Below are 22380 nucleotides of genomic sequence, written 5' to 3'. Positions count from 1 at the left end.
TTGAATGCTTGCTGATAGGCATGCAATGGGCTGTCGCCTATGGCTACGCCGCAAGGGTTCGCATGCTTGACGATGACGCAAGCGGTGCTGTCAAAACTGCGCACGCATTCCCAGGCTGCGTCGGCATCGGCGATATTGTTATAGGACAGTTCCTTGCCCTGCAATTGCTGGTAACTGCCAAGCAGACCGGCGCCTACAGGCTGGTCTACGTAGAACGCAGCAGACTGGTGTGGATTTTCGCCATAACGCAAGGTTTGTTCTTGTTGCATTTGCACGGTCAGTGTGCGCGGCCATTGGCTGCGTTCTGGCGCCTGGTCCTGAGCGGGCTCTGCAACCGTCAGGCTGCTTAGGTAGGCCGCGATGGCGCCGTCGTAGGCAGCCGTATGGGCATAGGTTTTTGTGGCTAGTTCCAGGCGCAAGCCATACGAGGGGTGGCCATGCGGGCCGTCCATGTCGGCCAGCACACGCTCGTAGTCGGCGGGATCGATGACGACCGTCACCCCACCCTCGGGTGTGCCATGGTTCTTGGCGGCGGCGCGCAGCATTGCAGGGCCGCCGATATCGATGTTTTCAACGGCATCGGCAAAAGTGCACCCCGATTTGGCAACGGTTTCGCGAAATGGATACAGGTTGACGACCAGCATATCGATACGGTCTATGCCGTGCTCTTCCAGCGTTTTTAAATGCTCTGCGCTATCCCGGCGCGCCAGCAGCCCCCCGTGTATCTTGGGGTGCAAGGTCTTGACCCTGCCATCAAGAATTTCGGGCGAACCTGTATGGGCGGCGACCTCGGTGACAGCCAGGCCGGCTTGTGTCAATAATTTGGCCGTGCCTCCAGTGGATAGCAGCCGCACACCGCGCTGAGCCAATGCCTGGGCAAATTCAACAATACCGGCTTTGTCGGAAACCGAGAGAAGAGCAGTCTGGATTTTCATAGGATAAAAGTCTAGGGTTAAACGTAAATTAGGGTTGCAGGTTATGAGCGAGCAGTTTCTTGCGTAGCGTGCTGCGCGTAATACCCAGCATTTCGGCTGCCTTGGACTGATTGCCATTGGACTTTTCAAGAGCGACTTGCAGGACAGGACGCTCGACGCAGCTGACGACCATGGCAAGCATGTCGCGAGGTTCGGACTCGCCCAGATCCATAAAGTAGCGTTCGAGCCGGTCGCGCACGGACTGCTCTAGGGGGTTTGTTTTACTCATGATCCTTGGTGACGTTTTTCTAATGACAGGTTTAGGTTTTATGCCGTTGCTGCCTGAGCCATAATCGGCTCGTTTGGTGGGTGACGGTCAAACCATTGCTCCAGGGCAAGGGTTTGATCGCGAGTAGTGCTTATCTGGTTAATACCTGGCAGTAATTCGTCGACATCGGGCATATCGGCCAGATACCAGCCAATATGCTTGCGCGCCGAACGCACGCCTGTATATTCCCCGTAAAACTGATAGTGATCTTCTAGGTGATCCAGCAGGCAGTCGCGCAGCTCGCCATAGGTAGGCGGCGGTAAATAGTTGCCCGTCGCCAGGTAATGACTGACTTCCCTGAATATCCATGGCCTGCCTTGGGCGGCACGCCCAATCATAACGGCATCGGCACCCGTATACTCTAGTACGTACTTAGCTTTTTCGGGACTATCGATATCCCCATTGGCAATTACCGGAATTGTCAGTGCCTGTTTTACAGCCCGTATCGTATCGTACTCTGCCTCGCCCTGATACAGGTCACAGCGCGTACGCCCGTGAAGCGTAAGGGCCGCAATGCCGGAGTCTTGCGCAAGCCGGCCAATTTTAACGGCATTGCGCGACTCCCGGTCCCATCCCGTGCGGGTTTTCAGTGTTACCGGCACGCCCAATGGGTTGCATGCTTTGACGACGCTTTCAAGTATCCGCGCTACGCGCTCTTCGTCGCGCAACAGCGCTGAACCTGACGCGACATTGCAGACTTTCTTTACCGGACATCCCATGTTGATGTCGATAATGCGGGCGCCTTTTCCGATATTGAATATTGCCGCTTCCGCCATCATGTCGGGGTCAGAGCCGGCAATTTGCACGGCAATGGGATCGATTTCGCCCGCATGGTCCAGCCGCCTTGATGTCTTCACGCTATTCCACAACCGAGGGTTGCTGGCGGCCATTTCGGACACGGCGTAGCCCGCGCCGAGCATTTTGCACAGTTTGCGGTAGGGGCGGTCGGTTACGCCGGCCATGGGGGCGACGAAAACCGGATTGGGAAGAGACCAGGAGCCTATGAACATCAGGGGATTTTAACCCCCGATCGGATTTCTGGTCTTGATCTCTTTAGGTACGCAGGCCTTGCAGCAGTTGGCGGGCCAATGTGTTGCGCAGCGGCGGCAACAAATCCAGGCTTAATAAGGCTGCACCGCAGGCATGCTCCACCAGGGGATTCCCGGTCGAGAAGATACGGGGCAAGAAGTCGGTGATTCCGGCAGTAAGCCAGCGGTCGGGGCGGCGGTTGCGGGCGAATTGCTCTAGTTGGTGCGACGGGTCCGTGCCTGGTTTGGCCAGCCACTGTGCTAGCGCCTGGCCTAATTGTGCGGCATCGCGTAAGCCCAGGTTCAGCCCTTGGCCGGCCACGGGATGCAAGGTTTGGGCCGCGTTGCCGATGGCTATTGTGCGCGCATTGATCAGCGATGGCCCGGCATGCAGCGATAGCGGAAATACATGTCGTTTTCCCATGCTTTGAAAGCGCCCCAGCCGATCTCCAAAAGTGTGGTGCAGCGTAGCCTCAAAATTCGGATCATCCATCGTGCTGAGCGTTGCTGCCTGTGCTGGCGAACAGCACCACACTATGCCGTATAGATCGCTGCCTTCCGGATGGGGCAATAGCGCCAGCGGCCCTTGAGAGGTGAAACGTTCGAATGCCCAGCCCTGCCGGGGGCGGGACGCACGCATAGTCGCCAACACGGCATGTTGTTGGTACTCGCGGCGCACTCCTTGCGGCCTGACCCCGTCCGACTGAACGGCAAGCACGCTATGGATGCGACGGTCGCCAAGATTGAGCTCGACCTGTCCAGGCACAACTTGCATTGTTGGGGCTGCTTCGATCAGCGTTACACCGCTGCCGGCGAGTGCGTGGTGCAGGCTGGTCAGCAGGGCGTCGTACGCCACGACACTGCCCAGGCGCGGAACACCCAGTTCGGCATGGTCGATCAGGGCGCGTCCAAGCCTGCCGCGTTGCGACACGTGCACGACATTTATGTCTGCAGAATCACGGGGCCAGGCGTTCAGTTGCTCCAGCAATATACGGCTGCCATGGTTCAGCGCCAGCGTGCGCGGGTCTGCCATCTCGGCTTCCTGGTTGCTGGCGGCGGTTTGCGCCGCGATAATCCGCCGGCCGACGAGCGCGATGCGTTCGGGGTGGGGCGTCTTGCTGGCCAGGATCAGGGCCAACGCACTGCCGGCCGGGCCGGCTCCGCTGATGGCGATGTCGTATGTGGGGGTGTCCATGCGTATTTCCTGCTCAACTACAATGTTGGATCAACCGAGGTTCTATATGAAGCAATTTACCACCCCTGTCCGTCATCGAAGCAAAGTGGCCGCCGCATGGCTGGCCTGCCTGCTGGGCGTTTTCGGTGCTCACTGGTGGTATATCGGGCGCCGCGGCGCATGGATGGTTACGGCATTTTCGGTATTAATGCTGGGGTTGGCGCAGCTTTATCCTGTGTGGTGGGATAACCCGGCCTTCCTGTTGCTTATCGTGCCTATTAGCGATGGCTTTATCGAAGCGCTGATTTTTGCGCTCAAGCCCGATGAAAAATTCGACGCCAAATATAACCCGGGCTCTGCCATCGTTACGCGCACGGGCTGGAACGCGGTTATTGCCGCCATCTTCACCACGTTCGTGGGCGGCATCATTACCATGTTCGGTATCGCCTTGATCGTCGTGCATGTCTATACCGCCATGGGCTGGCTTGACGGTTACGTCATCTAATAGCCTGGACAGGTAATCTGGTAGAATGCCGCTTCTTTCCGTCATCGGGGAGTAGCCAGCTCTGGTCTGCACCAGAGGGCTTGCGTCAACATACTTGGTGAACCATCGCCATGGCGCAAGCGGTTGCGGCAGCATGTCTGCTTAGTAATCCGGCGAGACCTTTGGCCATTATGCGTTGCCTTTTGCCGGGCACGACGCACTAATGCGCCTTGGTTTTCGCTTGCCCGGCCTGGTTACTATGTTGCTCACCCTGTTTCTCTTCTTTGCTTCGGCCGTCGCCATTTATCTTGCCTGCGAATTTTTCGTCAACGGCGTGGAATGGGTTGGTTGCCGCCTACAGCTCGGCGCTACCGCTGTCGGAACCGTGCTGGCAGCCTTTGGTACGGCCTTGCCGGAAAGCGCTGTCACTTTCGTTGCCGTCGTGTTTGGCAATACCCCCGAACAAAAGGAAATTGGCGTTGGCGCGGCGCTGGGCGGTCCTTTGGTGCTGGCTACGCTGGCATATGCGGTGGTGGGTTTCATGCTGTGGCGCAAGTCGCGCCGAGGGTTGCCCTGTAGTATCTTGGCCGATCAGAAGAAGCTGGCTCGTGATCAAGCCTGGTTCATGGTTATTTTTGCTGTGAAAATTGGGCTGGGCTTGCTGGTTTTTGTTTGGAAGCCCTGGCTGGCTTTGCTTTTCCTGGCTGTCTACGGGCTTTATGTCAAACGCGAGCTCGGTGCGGACGAGGGTTCCATGATCATGGAAGAACTGGAGCCGTTAAAAATACGCCCCTCCGACCCCAGTATGTTCTGGGCGGCCTCGCAAACAATTCTGGCGCTGCTCGCGATAGCTTTCGCGTCCCATATATTCGTGCGCCAGATCGAAGCTATAGGCACTTGGGTAGGGCTGGCTCCGCATATTGCCGCGTTGTTGCTGGCGCCTGTCGCAACAGAGCTGCCCGAAATACTCAATGCCTTTATATGGGTTCGACAAGGTAAGGAAAAACTGGCGCTGGCCAATATTTCCGGCGCCATGATGATACAGGCCACCATTCCCAGCGCCATGGCAATTGCCATGACCCCATGGCTGCTGGATACACCGTTGCTGGTGGCCGGCGGGTTGACGATGTTGTCGATCGGTACGCTGTGGCTGCTGTTTCGGCGCAACGCCATGCGACTTCCCGTTCTCGCGGGCGTTAGCGGGTTTTATGTTGTTTTCGCGGTGTTTGTGGGCTTTTACTTCGTGCGCTAAGGCTTGTCTGCTCGGCGCCAAGACGATATAATGCGGAGTGTTCAATTTATAGGAGCTGTGCGGTGAATTCCGACCCCGGCGATAGTAGCAGCCGATCTTGCATCGGCTATCCAGTCCCCAGGCGCGTCTAGGCAAGCAGCTTACACCCAGCATAGCTTTAGCCCACGCCCTGGTTTTCAAGGGCGTGGCAGTTTCCAGAGTGCATATCGCATTCAAACTCCCGTCATTCTTCAATAACTGCCCTGCTGCTTCGGCCGCGGGCAGTGCTTGTGTGCCGTCTTGCCGATGCACACGGGCAATAGGGGGGATTATGCGTTTATTCAACTTGTTTCTACGCCGGGCAGGCGTCCAGTCCGTACCGGTGCGCGCGGTTAACCCGGTATCGCGGCTTACCGTGGTATGTCCTCCAGACGTATTAGCCAAGGTGCGCAAGCAAATATATCTGGATTTTGAGGCGGCTGGCCTTAGCGTCGCCCACCTGCGGGTAGACCGCCCGCAACGGCAGGGCATGGCAAGCGCTTGCGTAACGGTAAATTGCCCGCCGGAACTGCGTCCTGTCCTCATGTCCCAGGCGCGGCAGCTCAGTGCCTATCCGGGCGTGCATAAAGTCCAGTGGGGCGATCGGCGTCATATTGCTTTAAACTAGTAGGGTTTACGCTTACCGGATTTTTACCCATGAATGTTATCGACTGGCTCACGCCCTGGGAGTTATCTCCGACATTAGTCTTGGCATTTATCGTGGGTGGTTGGCTATTCGTGCGCGGAACTCGCGTGCATCGCGTCAGTGGTGCGCGCCAGGCTTTTTTCTGGATAGGTATGGCGCTGCTGTACCTGTCCATGCATACGCGCATCGACTACTACGCTGAACGCATGTTCTTCATACATCGATTGCAGCATCTGGTATTGCATCACCTGGGGCCTTTGCTGATTATGGGCGCCTATCCCGGGCAGGTGTTGCGGGCAGGCCTGCCCATGTCCTGGCGGCTGCGCCTGCGCGACTTTCGCCAGAGCAAGCCTGGCCGTATTCTGGTTGCCGTTCTCACCAATAAAATATTGGTGCCGCTGTTGTTCGTGGTGCTGGTGCTGGGCTTCCTGATACCGTCTGTTCAGTTTTATTCCATGCTGGATTGGCGGCTGTATCGTTTCATGAACTGGTCAGTCGTCATCAGCGGTTTCATGTACTGGAATCTCATTCTCGATCGGCGTCCAAGTCCGCCGGCAGTGCTGTCGCCCGGGGGGCGTATTATTTCTCCGGTTATCACGATGGTGCCGCAAATGGTGGTGGGCGCCATCATTACGTTTACCGAATACGATCTTTATCCCATCTTCGATTTATGCGGCAGGGCCATCCCCGGCATGACAGCTGTCATGGATCAGGCTATTGGCGGGCTTACCATGTGGGTTCTGGCTGGCTTTGTCGAGGTCTTTGGTTTATTGTTTGCATTGGCAACGCTTATGCGCCTGTCCGCCAAAAATCGATTACCCAATAAGCAGGACGCCATGCGCGCCCGGCAGTCGGTGGTGGCGCCTGTATCCTGATCTTGTTTTCGCGAACACATGAATGGCTGTTTCACGTCTGACATTTCAAACTACTTGCAGCGTCAAGCTTCTCTGCGCTAGCCTGATTTCGGTGCTGTGCTTGTCCGCGCCAGCCCATGCGCAGCCCGTGGGCTTGCCCAGTATGGGGTCGGCGTCATCGGCAGAACTTTCCCCATCACTTGAACGCACGCTTGGCGACGCCATCATGGAGCAAGGCCGGCGCGATCCTACCTATATCGCCGACCCCGACGTGAGCCAATACTTGACTGACATGGGGCGCAAGCTGGCCGCCCAGGCCCCAGTCAGCGTGGGGCAGCCTATTACCATTTTTGGTGTGCGGGACTCTCAAATCAACGCCTTTGCGCTGCCCGGTGGTTATATCGGTATCAACAGCGGTTTGGTGGTAACGGCGCAAAGCGAGTCCGAGCTTGCGTCGGTGGTTGCCCACGAAATCGGCCACGTCGCCCAGCGACATATTGCCCGGGGCATGACGCAGCGGTCGCAAAATAGTGGCGTCATGATGGCGGCATTGGCGGCTTCCTTGTTGGCGGCTTTGATGGGCAGCGGTGATCTGGCCATGGGGGTGGCCGCTTTTGGGCAGGCGGCGGCGGTCGACAGGCAACTGGGGTTTTCCAGGCAGGCAGAACAGGAAGCGGATCGTGCCGGTTTCGAAATGATGCGCCGTGCCGGCTTCGACCCGCGCGGCATGGTAAGGATGTTCAACCAATTGACCAACGCTTCCCGCCTGAACGAAGGCACGGGCGGTGGCGATTACGCCAGCACCCACCCTCTGTCGATCCAGCGCATGGCCGATATCGAGAATCGTGTCAGCGAAACCCCGGCCGTGCAGCCTAAAGGTAACGATGCTTTCTGGTACATACGCGCCAAGTTGCGAGTCATACAGGCGCGCGATAGCCGATCCCAACGCAATGCTATTGAAAAGTTCCAGCTTGATACCCAGAGAGCAACAGGGGCGGAGCAGTCTGCCGCCTGGTACGGGCTGGCTTATGCCGCTCTTCAACGAAAAGACCTTGCCCAGGCCGAGCAGGCCTTGCGTAATGCCCAGGCGAACGGCAACAACTCATCCGAGGTTGCCGGCTTGGCGGTGTCTCTTGCGTTGCAGCAAGGCGATAATGCTCGGGCACTAAGTTCGGCACAGGCCGCCTGGGGCCGTTGGCCCGATAGTCAAGGCATAGCGCTGGCCATGGTCGAGGCTTTACAGAAAACCGGTCAAGATGCAGAGGCGGTGTCGTTTCTTCAACAGAGAACCAAGCAATGGCCTGATGTGCCGCGTCTGTATCAGTTACAGGCACAAAGCCAGGAACGCCTGGGGCAAAAGGCGGCTGCCCGGCGCACGATGGCGACTTACTACGAATTGACGGGCGCTTTGCCCACGGCGGTGGAACAATTGCAGCAGGCCCGTGGCATGACCAAGGACTTCTATCTGCAGTCTGAGCTTGATGTACAAATACGTACGCTAAAAGAACGCCTCAAGGCCGACCGCGAATTGCTGGAACGTTTCAAGTCGTAGGTGCTTTCGGTTACCATAAGATTTCTATGGTCGTCACCAAAAGTGGCTTCCGTGCGAATTACTCGTATTCGAAGTCGTCGCTTACATTAAAGGAGTCGTGTATGTTCAAGAATAAAATAAAATCGGTCTTGGCTGGTCTGACACTAGCGTTGGTATTGCCGGCTGTTCAGGCAGCACCCCAGGACAAAGAACTGATTATCGCTACCGATACGGCCTTCGTGCCATTCGAGTTCAAGCAAGACGGTAAATACACGGGTTTCGATATCGAGCTATGGGAAGCCATTGCCAAGGAAGCCGGGCTCAAGTACACCCTGCGCCCCATGGACTTCAACGGTATTATTCCTGGGCTGCAAACGCGTAATATCGATGCAGCGCTGGCCGGCATCACCATTCGCGACGACCGCAAGAAGGTTATAGATTTTTCCGATCCTTATTATGAAAGCGGCCTGGCTATCTTGGTCGGCAATGACAATACCAGTATCAAAACGGCCAAAGATCTCGAAGGCAAGACTGTGGCAGTCAAGATTGGCACGGCGACCGTCGACTACCTGAAAGCGAATGTTCCGAACGCCAAGCTCAAGCTGTTCCCGAATATCGACAATGCCTTCCTTGAGCTGGCCACTGGCCGGGTTGATGCGGTAGTGCACGATACGCCCAATCTGCAGTATTTCGCCAAGACTAGCGGCCAAGGCCGTGTCAAAGTCGTGGGCTCCCTGAAAAGCGGCGATTTCTACGGCATTGGCTTCCCCAAGGACAGCGAATTGGTTCCTGTCGTGAATAAAGCCCTGAAGGCAATTCAGGCAAATGGCCAATACGACGCGCTTTATCAAAAGTGGTTCGGCCAGAAAGCAGATCAAGTCAACTGATCTTTATATTGGCTCATGACGGCGATCAGGTGTAAGCACTCGGTCGCCGTTTTTCGTTTTACGGCGGGAAGCTAACACCGCTTCGTCGCCAATTTTCGAGGCAATCAACGTGACATTTGAATGGTCTGCCATTTGGGATGCATTGCCCAGCCTTCTCGAAGGCGCAATAATGACAATACAGATCACCTTGCTGGGTTTGATCGGCGGCACCATCATTGGCTTTATGTCCGGTGTCGTTACCACTTACGTAAAGGTGCTGGTTACCTGGAAAACGTCGGCCATCGCCGTCGTTTCCGTGGTCGCAATTTCTGTTCTGATAAAGCTTGCGTCGTGGATAGGGGTTAACTACCTTTCCGGTGTACCTGATTGGGCCTGGTTTGCGCTGCAGGCAGCAATCGTATTGGCGGTATTGTGGCGTTTCGCCGCTTATATACCTGTAGCGCTTTCATTTCTGGCGCAGTTATATATCTTGGTAATACGTGGCACGCCTATCGTAGTTCAGGTCATGTTCATTTATTTTGCGCTGCCTTTGATTTTCGGCTGGCGCATCGATGCCTTACTGGCGGCTATTTTTACGCTGGTCATTAACTCGGGGGCTTATATCGCCGAAATCGTGCGCGGTGCATTGTTGTCGGTGCCCAAGGGGCTGAAAGAGGCAGGTCAAGCCATGGGCCTGCCTTTTTACAAGATATTGGCTTATATCATCGGGCCTGTTGCACTACGCCGCATGATTCCGGCTATGGGTAACCAGTGCATTATCAGTTTGAAGGATTCGTCGCTATTCATTGTTATTGGCGTGGCCGAACTGACCCGGCAAGGGCAGGAAATTATCGCCAGTAATTTTCGCTCGGTCGAGATCTGGGGTGCGGTTGCCGTTATCTACCTTATCCTGACCGGGATTATTGCGCTGACCCTGAAGTTTATCGAACACAGGACGCAAATCGTATGAGTATCGTCGAGTTTAAAAACGTCGTTAAGAAGTTCGGCCCCAGCACCGTGCTCAATGGTATAGACCTTACTATCGAAGAAGGTGAAGTCGTCGTGGTGGTAGGGCCGTCGGGGTCGGGGAAATCCACATTTTTACGCTGTATCAATGTCCTGGAAACTATCCAAAGCGGCGACATCATCGTTAACGGCCTTAGTGTGCGCGGTAGCGATGCGCAAGTGCGCGAACTGCGTCGGGAAGCCGGCATGGTGTTCCAGCAGTTCAATTTGTTTCCCCAGCTTACCGCCCTGGAAAACGTGATGTTCGGCCCCGTGCACACGCGAGGGTGCACGCGCAAGCAAGCCAGGGAAGAAGCCATCGTTTTGCTGGGGAAGGTTGGGCTGGCGGAAAAAGTGGATCATTATCCGGGTGAACTTTCGGGTGGACAGCAACAGCGTGTCGCCATTGCCCGTGCACTGGCGATCCGCCCTAAGTTAATGCTGTTCGACGAGCCCACTTCGGCGCTTGATCCCGAGCTGCGTCATGAGGTGTTGAAAGTGATGCAAGATGTGGCCGAAGGCGGCATGACCATGGTCGTGGTCACGCACGAAATGGAATTCGCCCGCAAGGTGGGCAGCCGCCTGATATTCATTGATGGTGGAAAAATTGCTGAAGATGGGCCTCCCAGCGAACTACTCGTCAATCCGCCCAGCCAGCGTTTGAAGGATTTCTTGCAGCACGTTAAGTAAGGCCCATAGCGCGGCCGCCGGCCGCGCTACCTTAGCGCGCTGCGACGCGCAGGGTGCGTGTGGCGCTAAGCTTTTTCGAGCCTTGCTGCGTTATTTTGATCGTAACCTGACGTGCGGTGAAGCCTTCTGGCAACGGGAGCGCGCCACGTGCGTGGGTATATTGTTCCAGTTCGATGTTGAAGGGCGCAAGGTCGATATTGGCGTTTTTTCCATTCGGGTAACGCCCGGCAACGACGAGTTCGACTTCACCGATGAATTTATCGGTTTTGCCTTTGTCCTGCATTACCAGTATCTGGTACGCCAACTGCCCGGCGTCGTTGCTGAACGAGGCTGCGCGAATGCCAGGCGATGTTCCGCGTGGGTCTGGCGGCATCGCGTCGGCGAAAAGCTGAAGGTCCGCAGTGAGTTTCCCGACTTGTGCTGTGACTTGTTTCAGCTGGGAAGCCTGCTTTTCCACGGTGGTGCGGGCAACTTTCAGCTCATTCCCTTGCTGGTTAAGCTGCGATTGCAGGCGCTGCTTATCCATATTGCTGCTGTTCAAGTCATAGTGCAACTGTTCCGATTGTTCGACTGTAAGCCGCGTCGGCCCATAGCTTTTCTGCAGAAACAGCAAGCCTCCCGCGCCCAGTACTATCCCCGTCAGCATTAAGACCAGCCATCGGGGTATGCGTCGTGCGCGGCGGCTATTGCCGTAGGCCGTTGGCTGGAAGACGCGGCGGTTAGACTTTCCGAACATGGGCATTTATTTCCTGTATTGCAGGGCAAGGGGAATCAGGCGGATCCATTGCCGAAAAACCCTAAAGCATAAACGGTATTTATGACTTGTTGCGGGGCTTGATGGGCTTGGTTTCGAATTGGCAAATTTCGATACATAGAATTAATCTGCTTTTCAAGTGTAGCGTGCGCCAGCTGCATACGCTAGCAGCGCAGCGCCTTATCCAGTTGGCCGAGGCGATCGGGGGTACCAACATCTATCCATTGCCCCGGGTGGTGCATACCGAATACGTGCTGCGCAGCCATGGCTTGCCGAAGCAGGGGAGCCAGCGGGGCCGCCTGCTGTTCGCCAATATCTTTGAACAGGTCTGGACGGTATATGCCTATTCCGGCAAAGGTAAACGTTGCTGCGCCAGCACCTGCATTTTTGTCGGCGACCAGCCCTGAAGCATGCAAGCGGAAATCCCCGTCGGGATGCTGGGGCGGGTTATCGACCAGCAGCAGCCAGGCTTGGGCATCTTCACTAAGGCCAGCTGCGACCAGTTCGGCCTGGGCCGGATCCCAATCGCACCAGACGTCGCCGTTGATTACGAGAAACGGCTGATCCTGGAAAAAAGGCAGGGCTTGTGCAATGCCGCCAGCGGTTTCCAGCGCTGTAGACTCGGGCGAATAGGAAATGCGCGCTCCGTAGCGGCTTCCGTCGCCAAGCGTTTGCTGTATCTGGTCGCCCAACCATGAAGTGTTGATGACCAGATCGCTAATGCCTGCACGTGCCAGGCGTTCTATATGCCATACGATCAGGGGTTTGCCGCCCACTTGCAACAAGGGCTTGGGGGTATGGTCGGTTAACGGGCGCATGCGTTCGCCGCGTCCCGCTGCAAGAATCATTGCGCGCATTAAAAGGTGTATCCGCTGACGACCTGGCGGTTTTCCAGTTTGTCCAGCAGCCTTAGCAATGGCCGGAAAACGTGATAGCGACCCGCTACTTGACGCACATAGGTATTGACCCGTGGCATGTGGTCCAGGTAGTGGTGCTTGTTGTCACGGTATGAAAGCCTGGCGAACACGCCCAGAATGCGAAGATTGCGTTGCAGACCCATCCATTCATAGGCGCGATGGAAGTCGGAAAAATCGGCAGGTACGGCGAGCCCCGCTGTGCGAGCGGCTTCCCAGTACCGTATAGCCCAGTCCAGTTGCTGCGGTTCTTCCCAGGTCGTGCGGGCATCCATGACCAGCGAGGCAATGTCATAGCTTAGGGGGCCGGCCAGCGCATCCTGGTAGTCGATAATGCCAGGATTGTGCCCCGCTTCGCCCAGCATCAGATTTGGGGAATGGAAGTCCCTGTGCACCAGCACGCTTGGCTGCTTTACATTGTCGGTGATGAGGGCGGAAAAAGCTTCTTGCAGGACGACTTGTTCCGCTTCGGTCAGGACAGCGTTGCAATGTCGTTGCGCATACCATTCAGGGAAGACGGCCAGCTCTTGAGACAGGCGATCAGCGTCGTAGGCGGGCAAACCGGTAGTCTGGGCTTGCTGCATTCGTACCAGTGCGGTAATTGCATCGCGATACATTTTTTGCAGGCGGGTATCATCCAGACCGGCCTGTATGGCTTGATAATAGGTCTGCTCGCCCAGATCGGACAGTAGTAGAAAGCCTTGTTCCAGATTCTGCGCCAAGATGGCGGGCACATCCAGCCCTGCTTGTGCAAGCAGGCCTGTTACGTGGATGAACGGGCGGCAATCTTCCTGTTCGGGCGGCGCATCCATGACGATAGCCGTGCCCGACGGCGTCTGAAGGCGGTAATAACGCCGAAAACTGGCATCGCTGGATGCGGGTTTTAATGAGTCTATGTCCAGTTCGAGGCTGCCGGCAACGCCCTGCAGCCAGTTCTTTAGTGTCGGTAGACGGGATTCAGCGCTGGAGTTCAAGGTTTTTTTCCATGATGAGGTGTGGGAGCATAACAATTAGCCGGCTTGCGAACCATGTGCACGCCAGCTTCTCTATAATACCGGGTCGCCAATCATTACGGGTCGGCAGTTGTGCCAAAATATAGTCAGTTTTCTTCGGGGGCAAAATACTCGTGCGTTTGGTTTGGTGGACAATTCTTTTAGCGATCGCTGGCGTGTCGGCGGCGCAGGCACAGCAGCCTGGCGTCGATACCGACACAGGCACGGGTTCCGCCAAGCCGCAGTTACGGGTCGCCCCCAACTTGCAGCTGCATAGAAATGTAGAAGATGACGACATCACTTCGTTCATGGTGGGCGACAAGATGGAGTCCGATGCCGACGGGCTGGTTAAGCTGACAGGCAAGGCTGAAGTGCGCCGTATCGACTCGGTGGTCAAGGGCGATTACATCGACTACCAGCGGTCTACGGGGCAGGTGAGGGTGCGCGGCAATGGACTTATCATGCGCGATGCCAGTATCGTGACTGGCCCCGAACTCAATTACAACATCAATAGCGAAACCGGCGAAGTCAACGATCCGAATTTTTGGCTGGGCGCGACGGGCGGCGGCGGCAAGGCCACGCGCGCCGATATCCTTAGCCGCGACCACATGAGGCTGACCGACGTCACCTATTCCGGTTGCCCGTGCCCTGATCCTGCCTGGTATATCAAGTCATCCCGGGTTGACCTGCATTACGAAGATAACGAGGGTATTGCGCGCAATGGCGTGTTGTACTTCAAAAAAGTCCCTATTCTGTATTCGCCTTATCTGACGTTTCCTATCCGCAAAGAACGCAAGTCAGGCTTTTTGATCCCGACCTATGGCACATCCAGTTCCGGCGGCATCGAGGTATCGACACCGTATTATTTCAATCTCGCACCCAATTACGACGCGACGCTGATCCCGCGCTACATGGCCAAGCGCGGAGCGCAGCTGGGCGCTGAATTCCGTTATTTGGGCAGCGGCTATACCGGGCAGGTGTTTGGTACTTACTTGAACAATGATAAAGTAGCCGACAAGAACCGCTGGTATTATTCCTGGCAGCATCGCCAGAGGTTGGGCGGGGGGCTGAGCGCCTCGTTCGACGTGCGGCGGGTATCCGATGACGATTATTTTCGCGACTTTTCATCATTGGGCCTGAACGAGGCGACGAATACGTATTTGCCAAGCAGCGCCGGCCTTAATTGGAGCGGCTACAAATATTTCAATGCATCGCTGTATGCCTACACCTATCAAACGCTGCAAGACAGCACGGCCAACTATCTGAGACCACAGTACAACAAGCTTCCCGAACTGTACGTGCGTGGCGCGCGTTATAACTGGGGCGGGTTCGATGTTCAATCCGACAACTACGCCACGCGGTTCGAGATGCCGTTTTATTCGGGCGATATCGACAAGTTCAGCGCTTTCAAAGACACGCGGATTGCCCCCAATGGAACACGGTTTTCTTCTTATACCACCGTGGCCTATCCTATCGTTCGTGCCGGCTGGTATGTAACGCCCAAGGTTGGCGTGCACATGAGCCAGTACAATACCGACTGGTATCCGGCCCGTCTGTATCCGGGCTACCCCAAAACCGAGTCACGAGTGCTGCCCATCATGTCGATCGATTCCGGCATGACTTTCGAGCGCAAGGCGAGCCTGTTCGGCAATGACTCCATCCAGACGCTAGAGCCGCGGGTTTATTACCTGAATGTGCCATATCGCGATCAATCGCAGCTACCTGTGTATGACACCGGTATTGCTTCGTTCAATTTCGCTCAGGCCTTTGACGAGAACATATTCAGTGGCGGCTGGGATCGCATTGCTGAAGCCAATCAGGTGACGGTGGGCCTGACCACGCGCTGGCTTGACGCCGACAGCGGTTTCGAGCGCTTGTCACTGTCGGCTGCACAACGTATTTATTTCTCTGATCAGCGGGTAACGTTGGGTCGAGGCGGCAAGCCCCGCACTGACAAGAAATCCGATTACCTGATTGGCGCAAATGCTGCCCTTACCGATACCTTGAATGTGCGTTTTGATGCGCAGTTCAATCCCGAATCCAGAGATCGCAACCGCATGACGGCAGGTTTCCGTTGGGAACCCAAGCGCCTGGCCAGCTTGTCCACCTCCTATCGCTACGAGCGCGATCCGCGCGCTTACTCAGACCCAGGTTATGTCTATAACCCGCTTGATGACAAGACGCGTGAGCAGGTCAGTGTGGCAGGCCAGTGGCCATTGAGCAAACACGTCTACGCCCTTGGTCGTTACGACTATTCCTTGCAGGAAAAGCGCAGCACCCAGTCGATTTTCGGCTTGGAATACAAGGGCGATTGCTGCTGGGTCGGCCGGGTCGTGATGCAGCGTTATGCTGTATCAAAAGAACAAGTGAACACAGCGATGTTCTTCCAGCTGGAACTTTCTGGCCTGGGCTCGCTTGGCACCGACCCCATGAGATTGCTAAGTGACCGGATTTCAAGTTATCGGTCCATCACTCCACCAGTACCCGAAAAAACCACCTTCGAGAGGTATGAATAATGCGTAGTGTGCATGCTAAGCGCCAGCTTGTGTCCGTTTTGATTCCAATTCTGGGCATGGCATCGTCAGGCGCTGCGTTAGCTGCTAAACCAGCTGTCCAAACGGCCGAGCCTGCCTCCGTGCAAAAGTCTTCGCAGTTTGTCGATGGCATTGCCGCCGTCGTGAATCAGAAGGTCATTACCTTGCAGCAGGTCAATACCGAGGCGCGCCTGGCGCAGCAACAATTGCAACGCCAGAAGATTCCAGTGCCCGATCAATCCGTTTTGCAGAAACAGGTATTGCAGCGCATGATCATGGAGGAAATTGAACGTCAGGAGGCTGATCGCCTGGGTATTCATGTTTCCGACGCGCAGGCCGAACAGGCAGTCCGGACGGTGGCCCAGCGCAACAAGCTAAGTGTTGAGCGCTTGCGCCAGGAAGTCGAGAAGTCCGGCATAACCTGGGATGCCTACATGAAGAATCTGCACAAGGAGGTCCGTATGGACCTTCTGCGACAGCGTGCAGTTGATAGCACCGTCGTAATTTCAGATGCCGAAATCGATGCGTTCCTGAAGAATCAAAGTGGGCAAATGGCGGCAGGGCAGCAAGCGCCCTTAGGGCCGCAGTCGGAACAAGCGCCGGCGCAGCAAAGCGGTCCGCAAATATTGGGCCTGGCGCAGATTTTGGTCGCCGTTCCCGAAGGCGCGCCATCGGCGCGGGTCCAGGAATTGCGTAAAAAGGCTGAAGGGCTTTTGGCTCGTGTACGCGGGGGCGCCGATTTCGCCGGTGTGGCGGCGGCATCATCCGACGATCCTCAGGCGCTTAACGGCGGCGAGCTGGGCGTACGGCAGGCCAACGACTGGCCGGATCTGTTTTTGCAAGCGACCGAAAACCTCAAGGCTGGCGAAATCTCCGGCATCATCCAAAGCGGAAATGGCTTTCATATTCTCAAGGTCTTGACGCGCGGCCAGCCCAATAGAGGTCCGGCCACTGCTCCCGGGCAGGCCCAGGCCGCTGCACCTGCGAATCAGCCGATCCAGGAGCAAGGGCCTATGATGGTTACGCAAACCCATGCCCGCCATATTCTGATAAAAAGCTCCAAGGTCATGTCCGACACCAAGGCCGAGACTATTCTGAAGCAATTGCTTGAACGTCTCGCCAACGGTGAAAAGTTCGAAGATTTGGCCAAGCGCTATTCCGAAGACACTTCGGCACCGCTAGGCGGGGATCTGGGTTGGCTCACGCCGGGCGAGACCGTCCCCGCATTTGAACAGGCGATGAACGCGCTTGAACCCGGCCAAATCAGCCCGCCCGTCAAGTCGCAGTTTGGCTGGCACGTTATTCAGGTGATCGAGCGTCGCACCAAAAATATGGAGAACGAGTATAAGCGTATGCAGGCCCGGCAGATTCTGTTCCAGCGCCGTATAGAGCCCGCATTCGAGGATTGGCTCAGCCAGTTGCGCGGACAGGCTTATATCGATAATCGCCTTGACCCTCAATCAAACCGGAACCGTCGTTAATTATTTATGGTTCATCAAGCACGCAAGCGTTTCGGCCAGAACTTCCTGGTCGACCAAGGAATTATCGAATCCATCGTGCGAGGTATCGCGCCCCAACGCGGGGATACCGTCATTGAAATTGGTCCGGGCCTGTCGGCCCTGACCAAGCCGTTATTGCAGTCCTTGGATAGCTTGACTGTCGTCGAGATAGATCGGGATCTGGCAGGGCGTTTGCGTCACCAGTACCCGGTGGATCAGCTCACCGTCATCGAAGGCGATGCGTTGCAGGTGGATTTTTCCCAGTTCGGAACGGATCTGCGCATTGTCGGCAACCTGCCGTACAACATCTCCAGCCCCTTGTTGTTTCATCTGATCAACTATGCAGATCATGTGCTGGATCAGCATTTCATGCTGCAGCGAGAGGTCATTGATCGTATGGTGGCTGCGCCCGGATCCGGCGACTTTGGGCGCCTCTCGGTGATGCTGCAGTCTCGTTACCGTATGGACAAGCTGTTCGATGTCCCGCCCGAAGCATTCAACCCGCCGCCGCGCGTGGTGTCGGCAATAGTGCGTATGGTGCCTTTGCCGGAATCCCGCCCAAAGCCGAAAAGCCAGAATGCGTTTGAAAAACTGGTGGTCAGGGCGTTTACCCAGCGGCGCAAAATGCTGCGCCGCTCGCTAAATGACTGGTCCGGCCTGATCGATTGGGATGGCCTGGGTATAGTGCCTACGGCGCGCGCCGAGGAACTGTCGGTGGCGCAGTTTATGGCTTTGTCCGACTGTCTGTTAGCGGCGGGTGCCCTGAAAGACTGATCCGGTTTAGCCGAAAAACCAATAGCACACCGCAATGGATGCCAGCACGCCGGCGAAGTCGGCGAGCAAGGCGCAACCTACCGCATGGCGCGCGCGTTGTATGCCCACGGCACCAAAGTACACGGCAAGCACATAAAAGGTGGTTTCCGTGCTGCCTTGCACAGTAGCCGCCAGCAACGCTGGGAAGCTGTCTACGCCAAAGTGCTGCATGGTTTCGATCAGCATGCCGCGTGCGGCACTGCCTGAAAATGGTTTGACCAGGGCGGTAGGCAGGGCGTCGACAAAACGGCTATCCAGGCCGATTGCATGGACACACCACCTGATGACCTCGAGCAGGGCGTCTAACGCCCCGGAGGCCCGCAGTACGCCAACGGCGCACAACATGGCGACCAGATATGGCAGCAGGTTTTTCGAGATATCGAAACCTTCCTTGGCGCCTTCGATAAAGCATTCATAAACCGGCACTTTTTTTCTGGCGCCCGCCAATAGAAACACCATAATGATGCCGAACAGCGTGAGGTTGCCCATGAGCGACGACGTGGCGCTGATCGCGGCGGCGCTCAGGCTGCCAAGCAAGGCCATGAGGCTGCCCAGCGCCAGGGCAAGCCCCGCTCCCCATGCGAGGACGACGGGGTCATACAGTTTCAGTCTTTGCATAAAAGCGACGGACAGCAACCCGACCAGGGATGATGCGGTGGTGGCCAGCAGTATAGGCAGGAAAACCATGGTGGGGTCAGGCGCGCCCTGCTGGGCCCGGTACATGAAGATGGTGATGGGCAGCAGGGTTAGCGATGACGCATTCAAGACCAGGAACAGGATCTGCGCATTGGTGGCGGATTTGGGGTCGGGATTGAGCGTTTGCAGCTCGCGCATGGCGCGTAGCCCTATCGGAGTAGCGGCATTGTCCAGGCCTAGTCCGTTGGCGGCAAAGTTCAGCGTAATCAGACCCAGCGCGGGGTGGCCGGCTGGTACCCCTGGCATGAGCCGCCCAAATAGCGGCGCAAGCAGGCGGCTTAGCGTTTCTATCAGTCCTGCTGCTTCAGCAATGCGCAGAAATCCAAGCCAGAGCGTCAGAGTGCCAAATAGCAGGACCATCAGTTCTACAGATAGCTCGGCCATATTGAACAGGCTGAGGACCATGCGTGAGAAGATCTCGGTATCTTGCAGGGCCACCCATTGATATAACCCCGAGATCGAGGCGATGATAAAAAAGGCTAGCCAGAGGGTATTAAGCATGGAGTGGGCGATGTAATGGCAGAGCTGAATTGTCGTAGAGTATAAGGCGTAGGCTGGTCAGTCGGCGATTCTGTAAAATACCCCCCTTATTTCCCGTCTTTGGGCGGAATAGCACGCGGCATCATCGCCCAATAACAGGAATAGATAGAAACAATGAGCTTCGACCCCCTTGGATCCTTGTTGGCCGCCATCATCATGCTGCTTATCGGCACGATGGTTAATCGCAAAATTCCGTTACTGTCCCGCTACAACATTCCAGACCCGATTACCGGCGGAATGCTTTTTGCGGTGGCGGCCGCGTTGCTGCTGGCTATCGGCGACTTCAAGGTCTCGTTCGATCAGCCTATCAAGCCTGTTTTGCTTCTGATGTTCTTTAGCGGCGTGGGTCTGTGCGCCGATTTGCGAATGCTCAAGCGTGGTGGCAAGGCCCTTTTGATGTTTCTCGTGGTGCTGCTGCCGTTCATCGTGCTGCAAAATGTGGTGGGCGTGACGCTTGCAAAGTTGTTGGACCTGCACCCGATTTTCGGTTTGGTGGCCGGCTCAATAACGCTGGTCGGAGGCCACGGTACGGGCGCGGCCTATGCAGACCGCTTCGCAGAGGTGAACAACCTTCAGATGGTGATGGAACTGAGCATGACCGTCGCGACCATTGGGTTGATTGTGGGCGGTATTATTGGCGGCCCCATAGCGCAATACCTCATTAATCGTTACAAGCTGCGCTCGTCTGCCGAGCAGGCAGCGGAAACGCATGAGTTCGAAGCGCCGGCAGCCGCAATCAGTACCGTTTCCACTTTGGGTGCGCTGGCCGGCATATTTGCCGCCTTGATCGCCGGCCAATGGCTTGCCAACCGGTTCTCGGGAGGGGCTATTACCATTCCCGCATTTTTGTGGTGCATGATTATTGGTATTGCTATTCGCAACGTTTTGCCGTTTGCAGGATTCCGGTTCGACGACCGGGCGGCGGATCTTATCTCGAATGTCTGCTTGTCGCTGTTCCTGGTTATGACCATGATGACCTTGAACTTGATCGACGTTGCGCTATCTGCCGGCCCCTTCTTGGTGATCATCCTGGTGCAGGTCGTGTTCATCTTTTTCTATGTCGTGTTCGTTTGCTTCCGTTTCATGGGCAAGGATTACGAGGCCGCCGTTACCTCGGCCGCCTTTATTGGCTTCAATATGGGTTCGACCGCAACGGCAATGGCAAATATGCAGGCCATTACATCCAAGCATGGCCCGGCCCCCACCAGTAATTTGATTGCACCTTTAGCTGGAGCTTTCTTCGTGGACATCATGAACGCATTTGTTCTGACTGGCATGTTGGCCTTGCCTTTCATCGGAGGCTGGTAATGAGGGTCATTCTTGCTTGCCTAGTCATCAGCTTGCTTACCGCCTGCGGCGCCGGCCCCGATGAGGATAGTCTGCGCACGGGGGTCGCCGAACGAATCGCGCTGGCCTTGCCTGATGGCGTCGTCGAGATCGCCAGCCTGGAACGGATCGGTTCCCAGACGGATACCAAAGCGCCCGCTGGCGAAACACGGCGCATCGTGTATTTCGACACAGAGATCAAACTGTTGAAGGATATGGATTTCGGCGCCTGGAATGCGCCGGGTATTGCAGGCTTTATCTCGGCGCTCGGTGCGGGCCCAAAAGGGATAGAAGGTATCGTTTCAGGGGGCAATAAGGCGGGTGATCTGATTCGCGCTCACGGAACAGCAAGGTATCGGCTTGACGGCAAGGAGTGGGTCGCCGTTGTGCCTGCAGGGTACCAGCCACCCATCGCGCCGGTCGTGGCAACAGGTGCGCAACAGGGCACAGGGGCCATTCTGGCCGCTATCCGCAGGGTGGTAGATGCGTTTCCCCGGGACACGTCGCCAGCTCAGCATGCCGCTATTGAAGAAGAGCTTGCGGTTGCACAGTCGAGCATACGCGCGCGGCTGGCCCGCGTATCAGATGGTTATGCCATTGCAGCAGGTGCTGAGCATGGGCAATATTTGCGGGTGGCGCGGGCGCTCTTCAACGGCGCCGACTCTCGTGCTGTGCCACTGATTACGCGCGGAGGCGAAGAAAATCTACAGCTTTTGCGCGCGGGGAAGGTCTCGCTTGCCCTGGCTCAAGGTGATGCAGCGCTGGACGCCTACAACGGAACGGGTGCTTTCCAAGGGCAGGGGCCGCACATCGTGCTGCGTGCAATCGCCAGCCTGTATCCAGAGCCTATTCACGTGCTGGTCCGGGCCGACGGTAAGTTGACGTCGATAGCTGATTTGCGCGGTAAGCGGGTAGCGGTGGGGGAGGCCGGGTCGGCATCGCGTACGACAGCGTTGCGCGTGCTGCAGGCTCACGACCTTGGGATCGAGGACATCGTCGCTCAAGAGTTCAGTCTTAATACAGCGCTGCAGGCACTGCAAAAGCAAGAGACAGACGCGGTATTGCAGGTTATTGGAACGCCAGCCGATAGCGTGCGCGATTCATTGAAGGATATGCATTTGCGGCTGCTGCCTCTCTCCAGCGACGCGGTGTCCGCCTTGACGGATTTGAAAGCCGGTTATTTTCCGCACATGATCGCCAAAGGCACGTATGCCGGCCAGGAACAAGACGTTCAAAGCATAGCCACAGCAGCGCTGCTACTGACAGACACCGCTTTTTCGGATGCCGAGATCGCATCCCTGACACGCAGAATCTTTGAAAAGGGACAAGATTATTCAGCCCTTGGCAGCGCACAAGGTACACAGATCTCAGCCGCAACCAGCCGCCTGGGGCTTTCCGTACCCATGCATCCGGCTGCAGCGAAAGCATTGGAAGGGCTGTCCGCTACGCCCGAGCCATCTGAGCAGCGCAGCAGCACGACACAATGATCAAAATCAATAGGCAGGCCGGCTGGTCCGGCCGC

The 22380-nt window shown here is 56.4% G+C and carries 21 protein-coding genes and 1 riboswitch; of the genes, 13 read left to right on the top strand and 8 right to left on the bottom strand.

Annotated elements, in window-relative coordinates; all coding sequences use genetic code 11:
* The 4 genes from purH to ABWO67_RS01055 form a co-directional block, all read right to left on the bottom strand.
* Nucleotides 1-935: bifunctional phosphoribosylaminoimidazolecarboxamide formyltransferase/IMP cyclohydrolase (gene purH, locus ABWO67_RS01070; protein ID WP_353146409.1), on the bottom strand; the 935-nt coding region annotated here is incomplete at its 3' end.
* Between the two features lie 28 nt (nt 936-963).
* Nucleotides 964-1203, bottom strand: coding sequence for a helix-turn-helix domain-containing protein (locus tag ABWO67_RS01065; RefSeq protein ID WP_353146408.1), 240 nt, complete (start codon nt 1201-1203; stop codon nt 964-966).
* Nucleotides 1204-1241: 38 nt separating this feature from the next.
* Nucleotides 1242-2252: a tRNA dihydrouridine synthase DusB gene (gene dusB / locus ABWO67_RS01060; RefSeq protein ID WP_353146406.1), complete on the bottom strand. Its 1011-nt coding sequence runs from the start codon at nt 2250-2252 to the stop codon at nt 1242-1244.
* A gap of 43 nt (nt 2253-2295) precedes the next feature.
* The gene (locus ABWO67_RS01055) at nt 2296-3465 is read right to left on the bottom strand and encodes an FAD-dependent monooxygenase (protein ID WP_353146404.1); all 1170 of its coding nucleotides are present in this window, start codon (nt 3463-3465) and stop codon (nt 2296-2298) included.
* Between the two features lie 46 nt (nt 3466-3511).
* Here ABWO67_RS01055 and ABWO67_RS01050 point away from each other — a divergent pair, with 46 nt between their 5' ends.
* The 8 genes from ABWO67_RS01050 (at nt 3512) to glnQ (ending at nt 10790) form a co-directional block, all read left to right on the top strand.
* A complete protein-coding gene (locus ABWO67_RS01050) occupies nt 3512-3949 on the top strand; it encodes an NINE protein (protein WP_353146403.1) in 438 nt (145 codons plus the stop codon).
* A 34-nt stretch (nt 3950-3983) separates the two neighbouring features.
* Nucleotides 3984-4100, top strand: a riboswitch (yybP-ykoY riboswitch).
* Nucleotides 4101-4187: 87 nt separating this feature from the next.
* Nucleotides 4188-5180, top strand: a complete 993-nt coding sequence (locus ABWO67_RS01045) for a sodium:calcium antiporter (RefSeq protein WP_353146413.1) — start codon at nt 4188-4190, stop codon at nt 5178-5180.
* A gap of 310 nt (nt 5181-5490) precedes the next feature.
* The gene (locus ABWO67_RS01040) at nt 5491-5826 is read left to right on the top strand and encodes a hypothetical protein (RefSeq protein WP_353146401.1); all 336 of its coding nucleotides are present in this window, start codon (nt 5491-5493) and stop codon (nt 5824-5826) included.
* Nucleotides 5827-5855: 29 nt separating this feature from the next.
* The gene (locus ABWO67_RS01035) at nt 5856-6719 is read left to right on the top strand and encodes a cytochrome c oxidase assembly protein (protein WP_353146400.1); all 864 of its coding nucleotides are present in this window, start codon (nt 5856-5858) and stop codon (nt 6717-6719) included.
* A 22-nt stretch (nt 6720-6741) separates the two neighbouring features.
* Complete coding sequence (locus tag ABWO67_RS01030; protein ID WP_353146398.1) at nt 6742-8250, top strand: M48 family metalloprotease; 1509 nt, start codon at nt 6742-6744, stop codon at nt 8248-8250.
* Nucleotides 8251-8351: 101 nt separating this feature from the next.
* Nucleotides 8352-9116, top strand: coding sequence for a glutamine ABC transporter substrate-binding protein GlnH (gene glnH, locus ABWO67_RS01025; protein WP_353146397.1), 765 nt, complete (start codon nt 8352-8354; stop codon nt 9114-9116).
* A 169-nt stretch (nt 9117-9285) separates the two neighbouring features.
* On the top strand, nt 9286-10065 hold the full coding sequence (locus ABWO67_RS01020) for an ABC transporter permease subunit (protein WP_353146395.1): 780 nt from the start codon (nt 9286-9288) through the stop codon (nt 10063-10065).
* A complete protein-coding gene (gene glnQ, locus ABWO67_RS01015; RefSeq protein ID WP_353146393.1) occupies nt 10062-10790 on the top strand; it encodes a glutamine ABC transporter ATP-binding protein GlnQ in 729 nt (242 codons plus the stop codon). The genes ABWO67_RS01020 and glnQ overlap by 4 nt, the downstream gene beginning before the upstream one ends.
* 31 nt (nt 10791-10821) lie before the next feature.
* Here glnQ and ABWO67_RS01010 read toward each other — a convergent pair whose 3' ends face one another.
* The 3 genes from ABWO67_RS01010 to ABWO67_RS01000 form a co-directional block, all read right to left on the bottom strand.
* Nucleotides 10822-11526: a DUF6776 family protein gene (locus tag ABWO67_RS01010; RefSeq protein ID WP_353146391.1), complete on the bottom strand. Its 705-nt coding sequence runs from the start codon at nt 11524-11526 to the stop codon at nt 10822-10824.
* A gap of 182 nt (nt 11527-11708) precedes the next feature.
* On the bottom strand, nt 11709-12401 hold the full coding sequence (gene murU / locus ABWO67_RS01005; RefSeq protein ID WP_353146389.1) for an N-acetylmuramate alpha-1-phosphate uridylyltransferase MurU: 693 nt from the start codon (nt 12399-12401) through the stop codon (nt 11709-11711).
* On the bottom strand, nt 12401-13432 hold the full coding sequence (locus tag ABWO67_RS01000; protein WP_353146387.1) for an aminoglycoside phosphotransferase family protein: 1032 nt from the start codon (nt 13430-13432) through the stop codon (nt 12401-12403). The genes murU and ABWO67_RS01000 overlap by 1 nt, the downstream gene beginning before the upstream one ends.
* A gap of 152 nt (nt 13433-13584) precedes the next feature.
* On the opposite strand from ABWO67_RS01000, the gene ABWO67_RS00995 reads away from it, so the two are divergent.
* The 3 genes from ABWO67_RS00995 to rsmA are packed head-to-tail and all read left to right on the top strand — an operon-like array spanning nt 13585 to nt 18257.
* Entirely contained in the window at nt 13585-15966 is a 2382-nt protein-coding gene (locus ABWO67_RS00995; RefSeq protein ID WP_353146385.1) for an LPS-assembly protein LptD, read from the top strand.
* Nucleotides 15963-17465: a peptidylprolyl isomerase gene (locus tag ABWO67_RS00990; RefSeq protein ID WP_353146411.1), complete on the top strand. Its 1503-nt coding sequence runs from the start codon at nt 15963-15965 to the stop codon at nt 17463-17465. The genes ABWO67_RS00995 and ABWO67_RS00990 overlap by 4 nt, the downstream gene beginning before the upstream one ends.
* A 6-nt stretch (nt 17466-17471) precedes the next feature.
* Nucleotides 17472-18257 carry a 16S rRNA (adenine(1518)-N(6)/adenine(1519)-N(6))-dimethyltransferase RsmA gene (gene rsmA / locus ABWO67_RS00985; protein ID WP_353146383.1) on the top strand — a complete coding sequence of 262 codons (786 nt, stop codon included), beginning with the start codon at nt 17472-17474 and terminating at the stop codon, nt 18255-18257.
* Nucleotides 18258-18263: 6 nt separating this feature from the next.
* On the opposite strand, the gene ABWO67_RS00980 is transcribed toward rsmA, so the two are convergent.
* The gene (locus ABWO67_RS00980; protein WP_353146381.1) at nt 18264-19493 is read right to left on the bottom strand and encodes a spore maturation protein; all 1230 of its coding nucleotides are present in this window, start codon (nt 19491-19493) and stop codon (nt 18264-18266) included.
* A 153-nt stretch (nt 19494-19646) separates the two neighbouring features.
* Between ABWO67_RS00980 and gltS the strand changes: the two genes are divergently transcribed.
* Nucleotides 19647-20840, top strand: a complete 1194-nt coding sequence (gene gltS, locus ABWO67_RS00975) for a sodium/glutamate symporter (protein WP_353146379.1) — start codon at nt 19647-19649, stop codon at nt 20838-20840.
* Nucleotides 20840-22345, top strand: coding sequence for a TAXI family TRAP transporter solute-binding subunit (locus ABWO67_RS00970; protein WP_353146377.1), 1506 nt, complete (start codon nt 20840-20842; stop codon nt 22343-22345). The genes gltS and ABWO67_RS00970 overlap by 1 nt, the downstream gene beginning before the upstream one ends.
* The last annotated feature ends 35 nt before the right edge of the window (nt 22346-22380 follow it).

Source organism: Pollutimonas bauzanensis (genome assembly GCF_040393045.1).
Lineage (GTDB): Bacteria > Pseudomonadota > Gammaproteobacteria > Burkholderiales > Burkholderiaceae_B > Pollutimonas > Pollutimonas bauzanensis_A.
The sequence above is the reverse complement of the archived record's forward strand: the minus strand, read 5'-3'. Positions and strand labels throughout refer to the sequence as shown.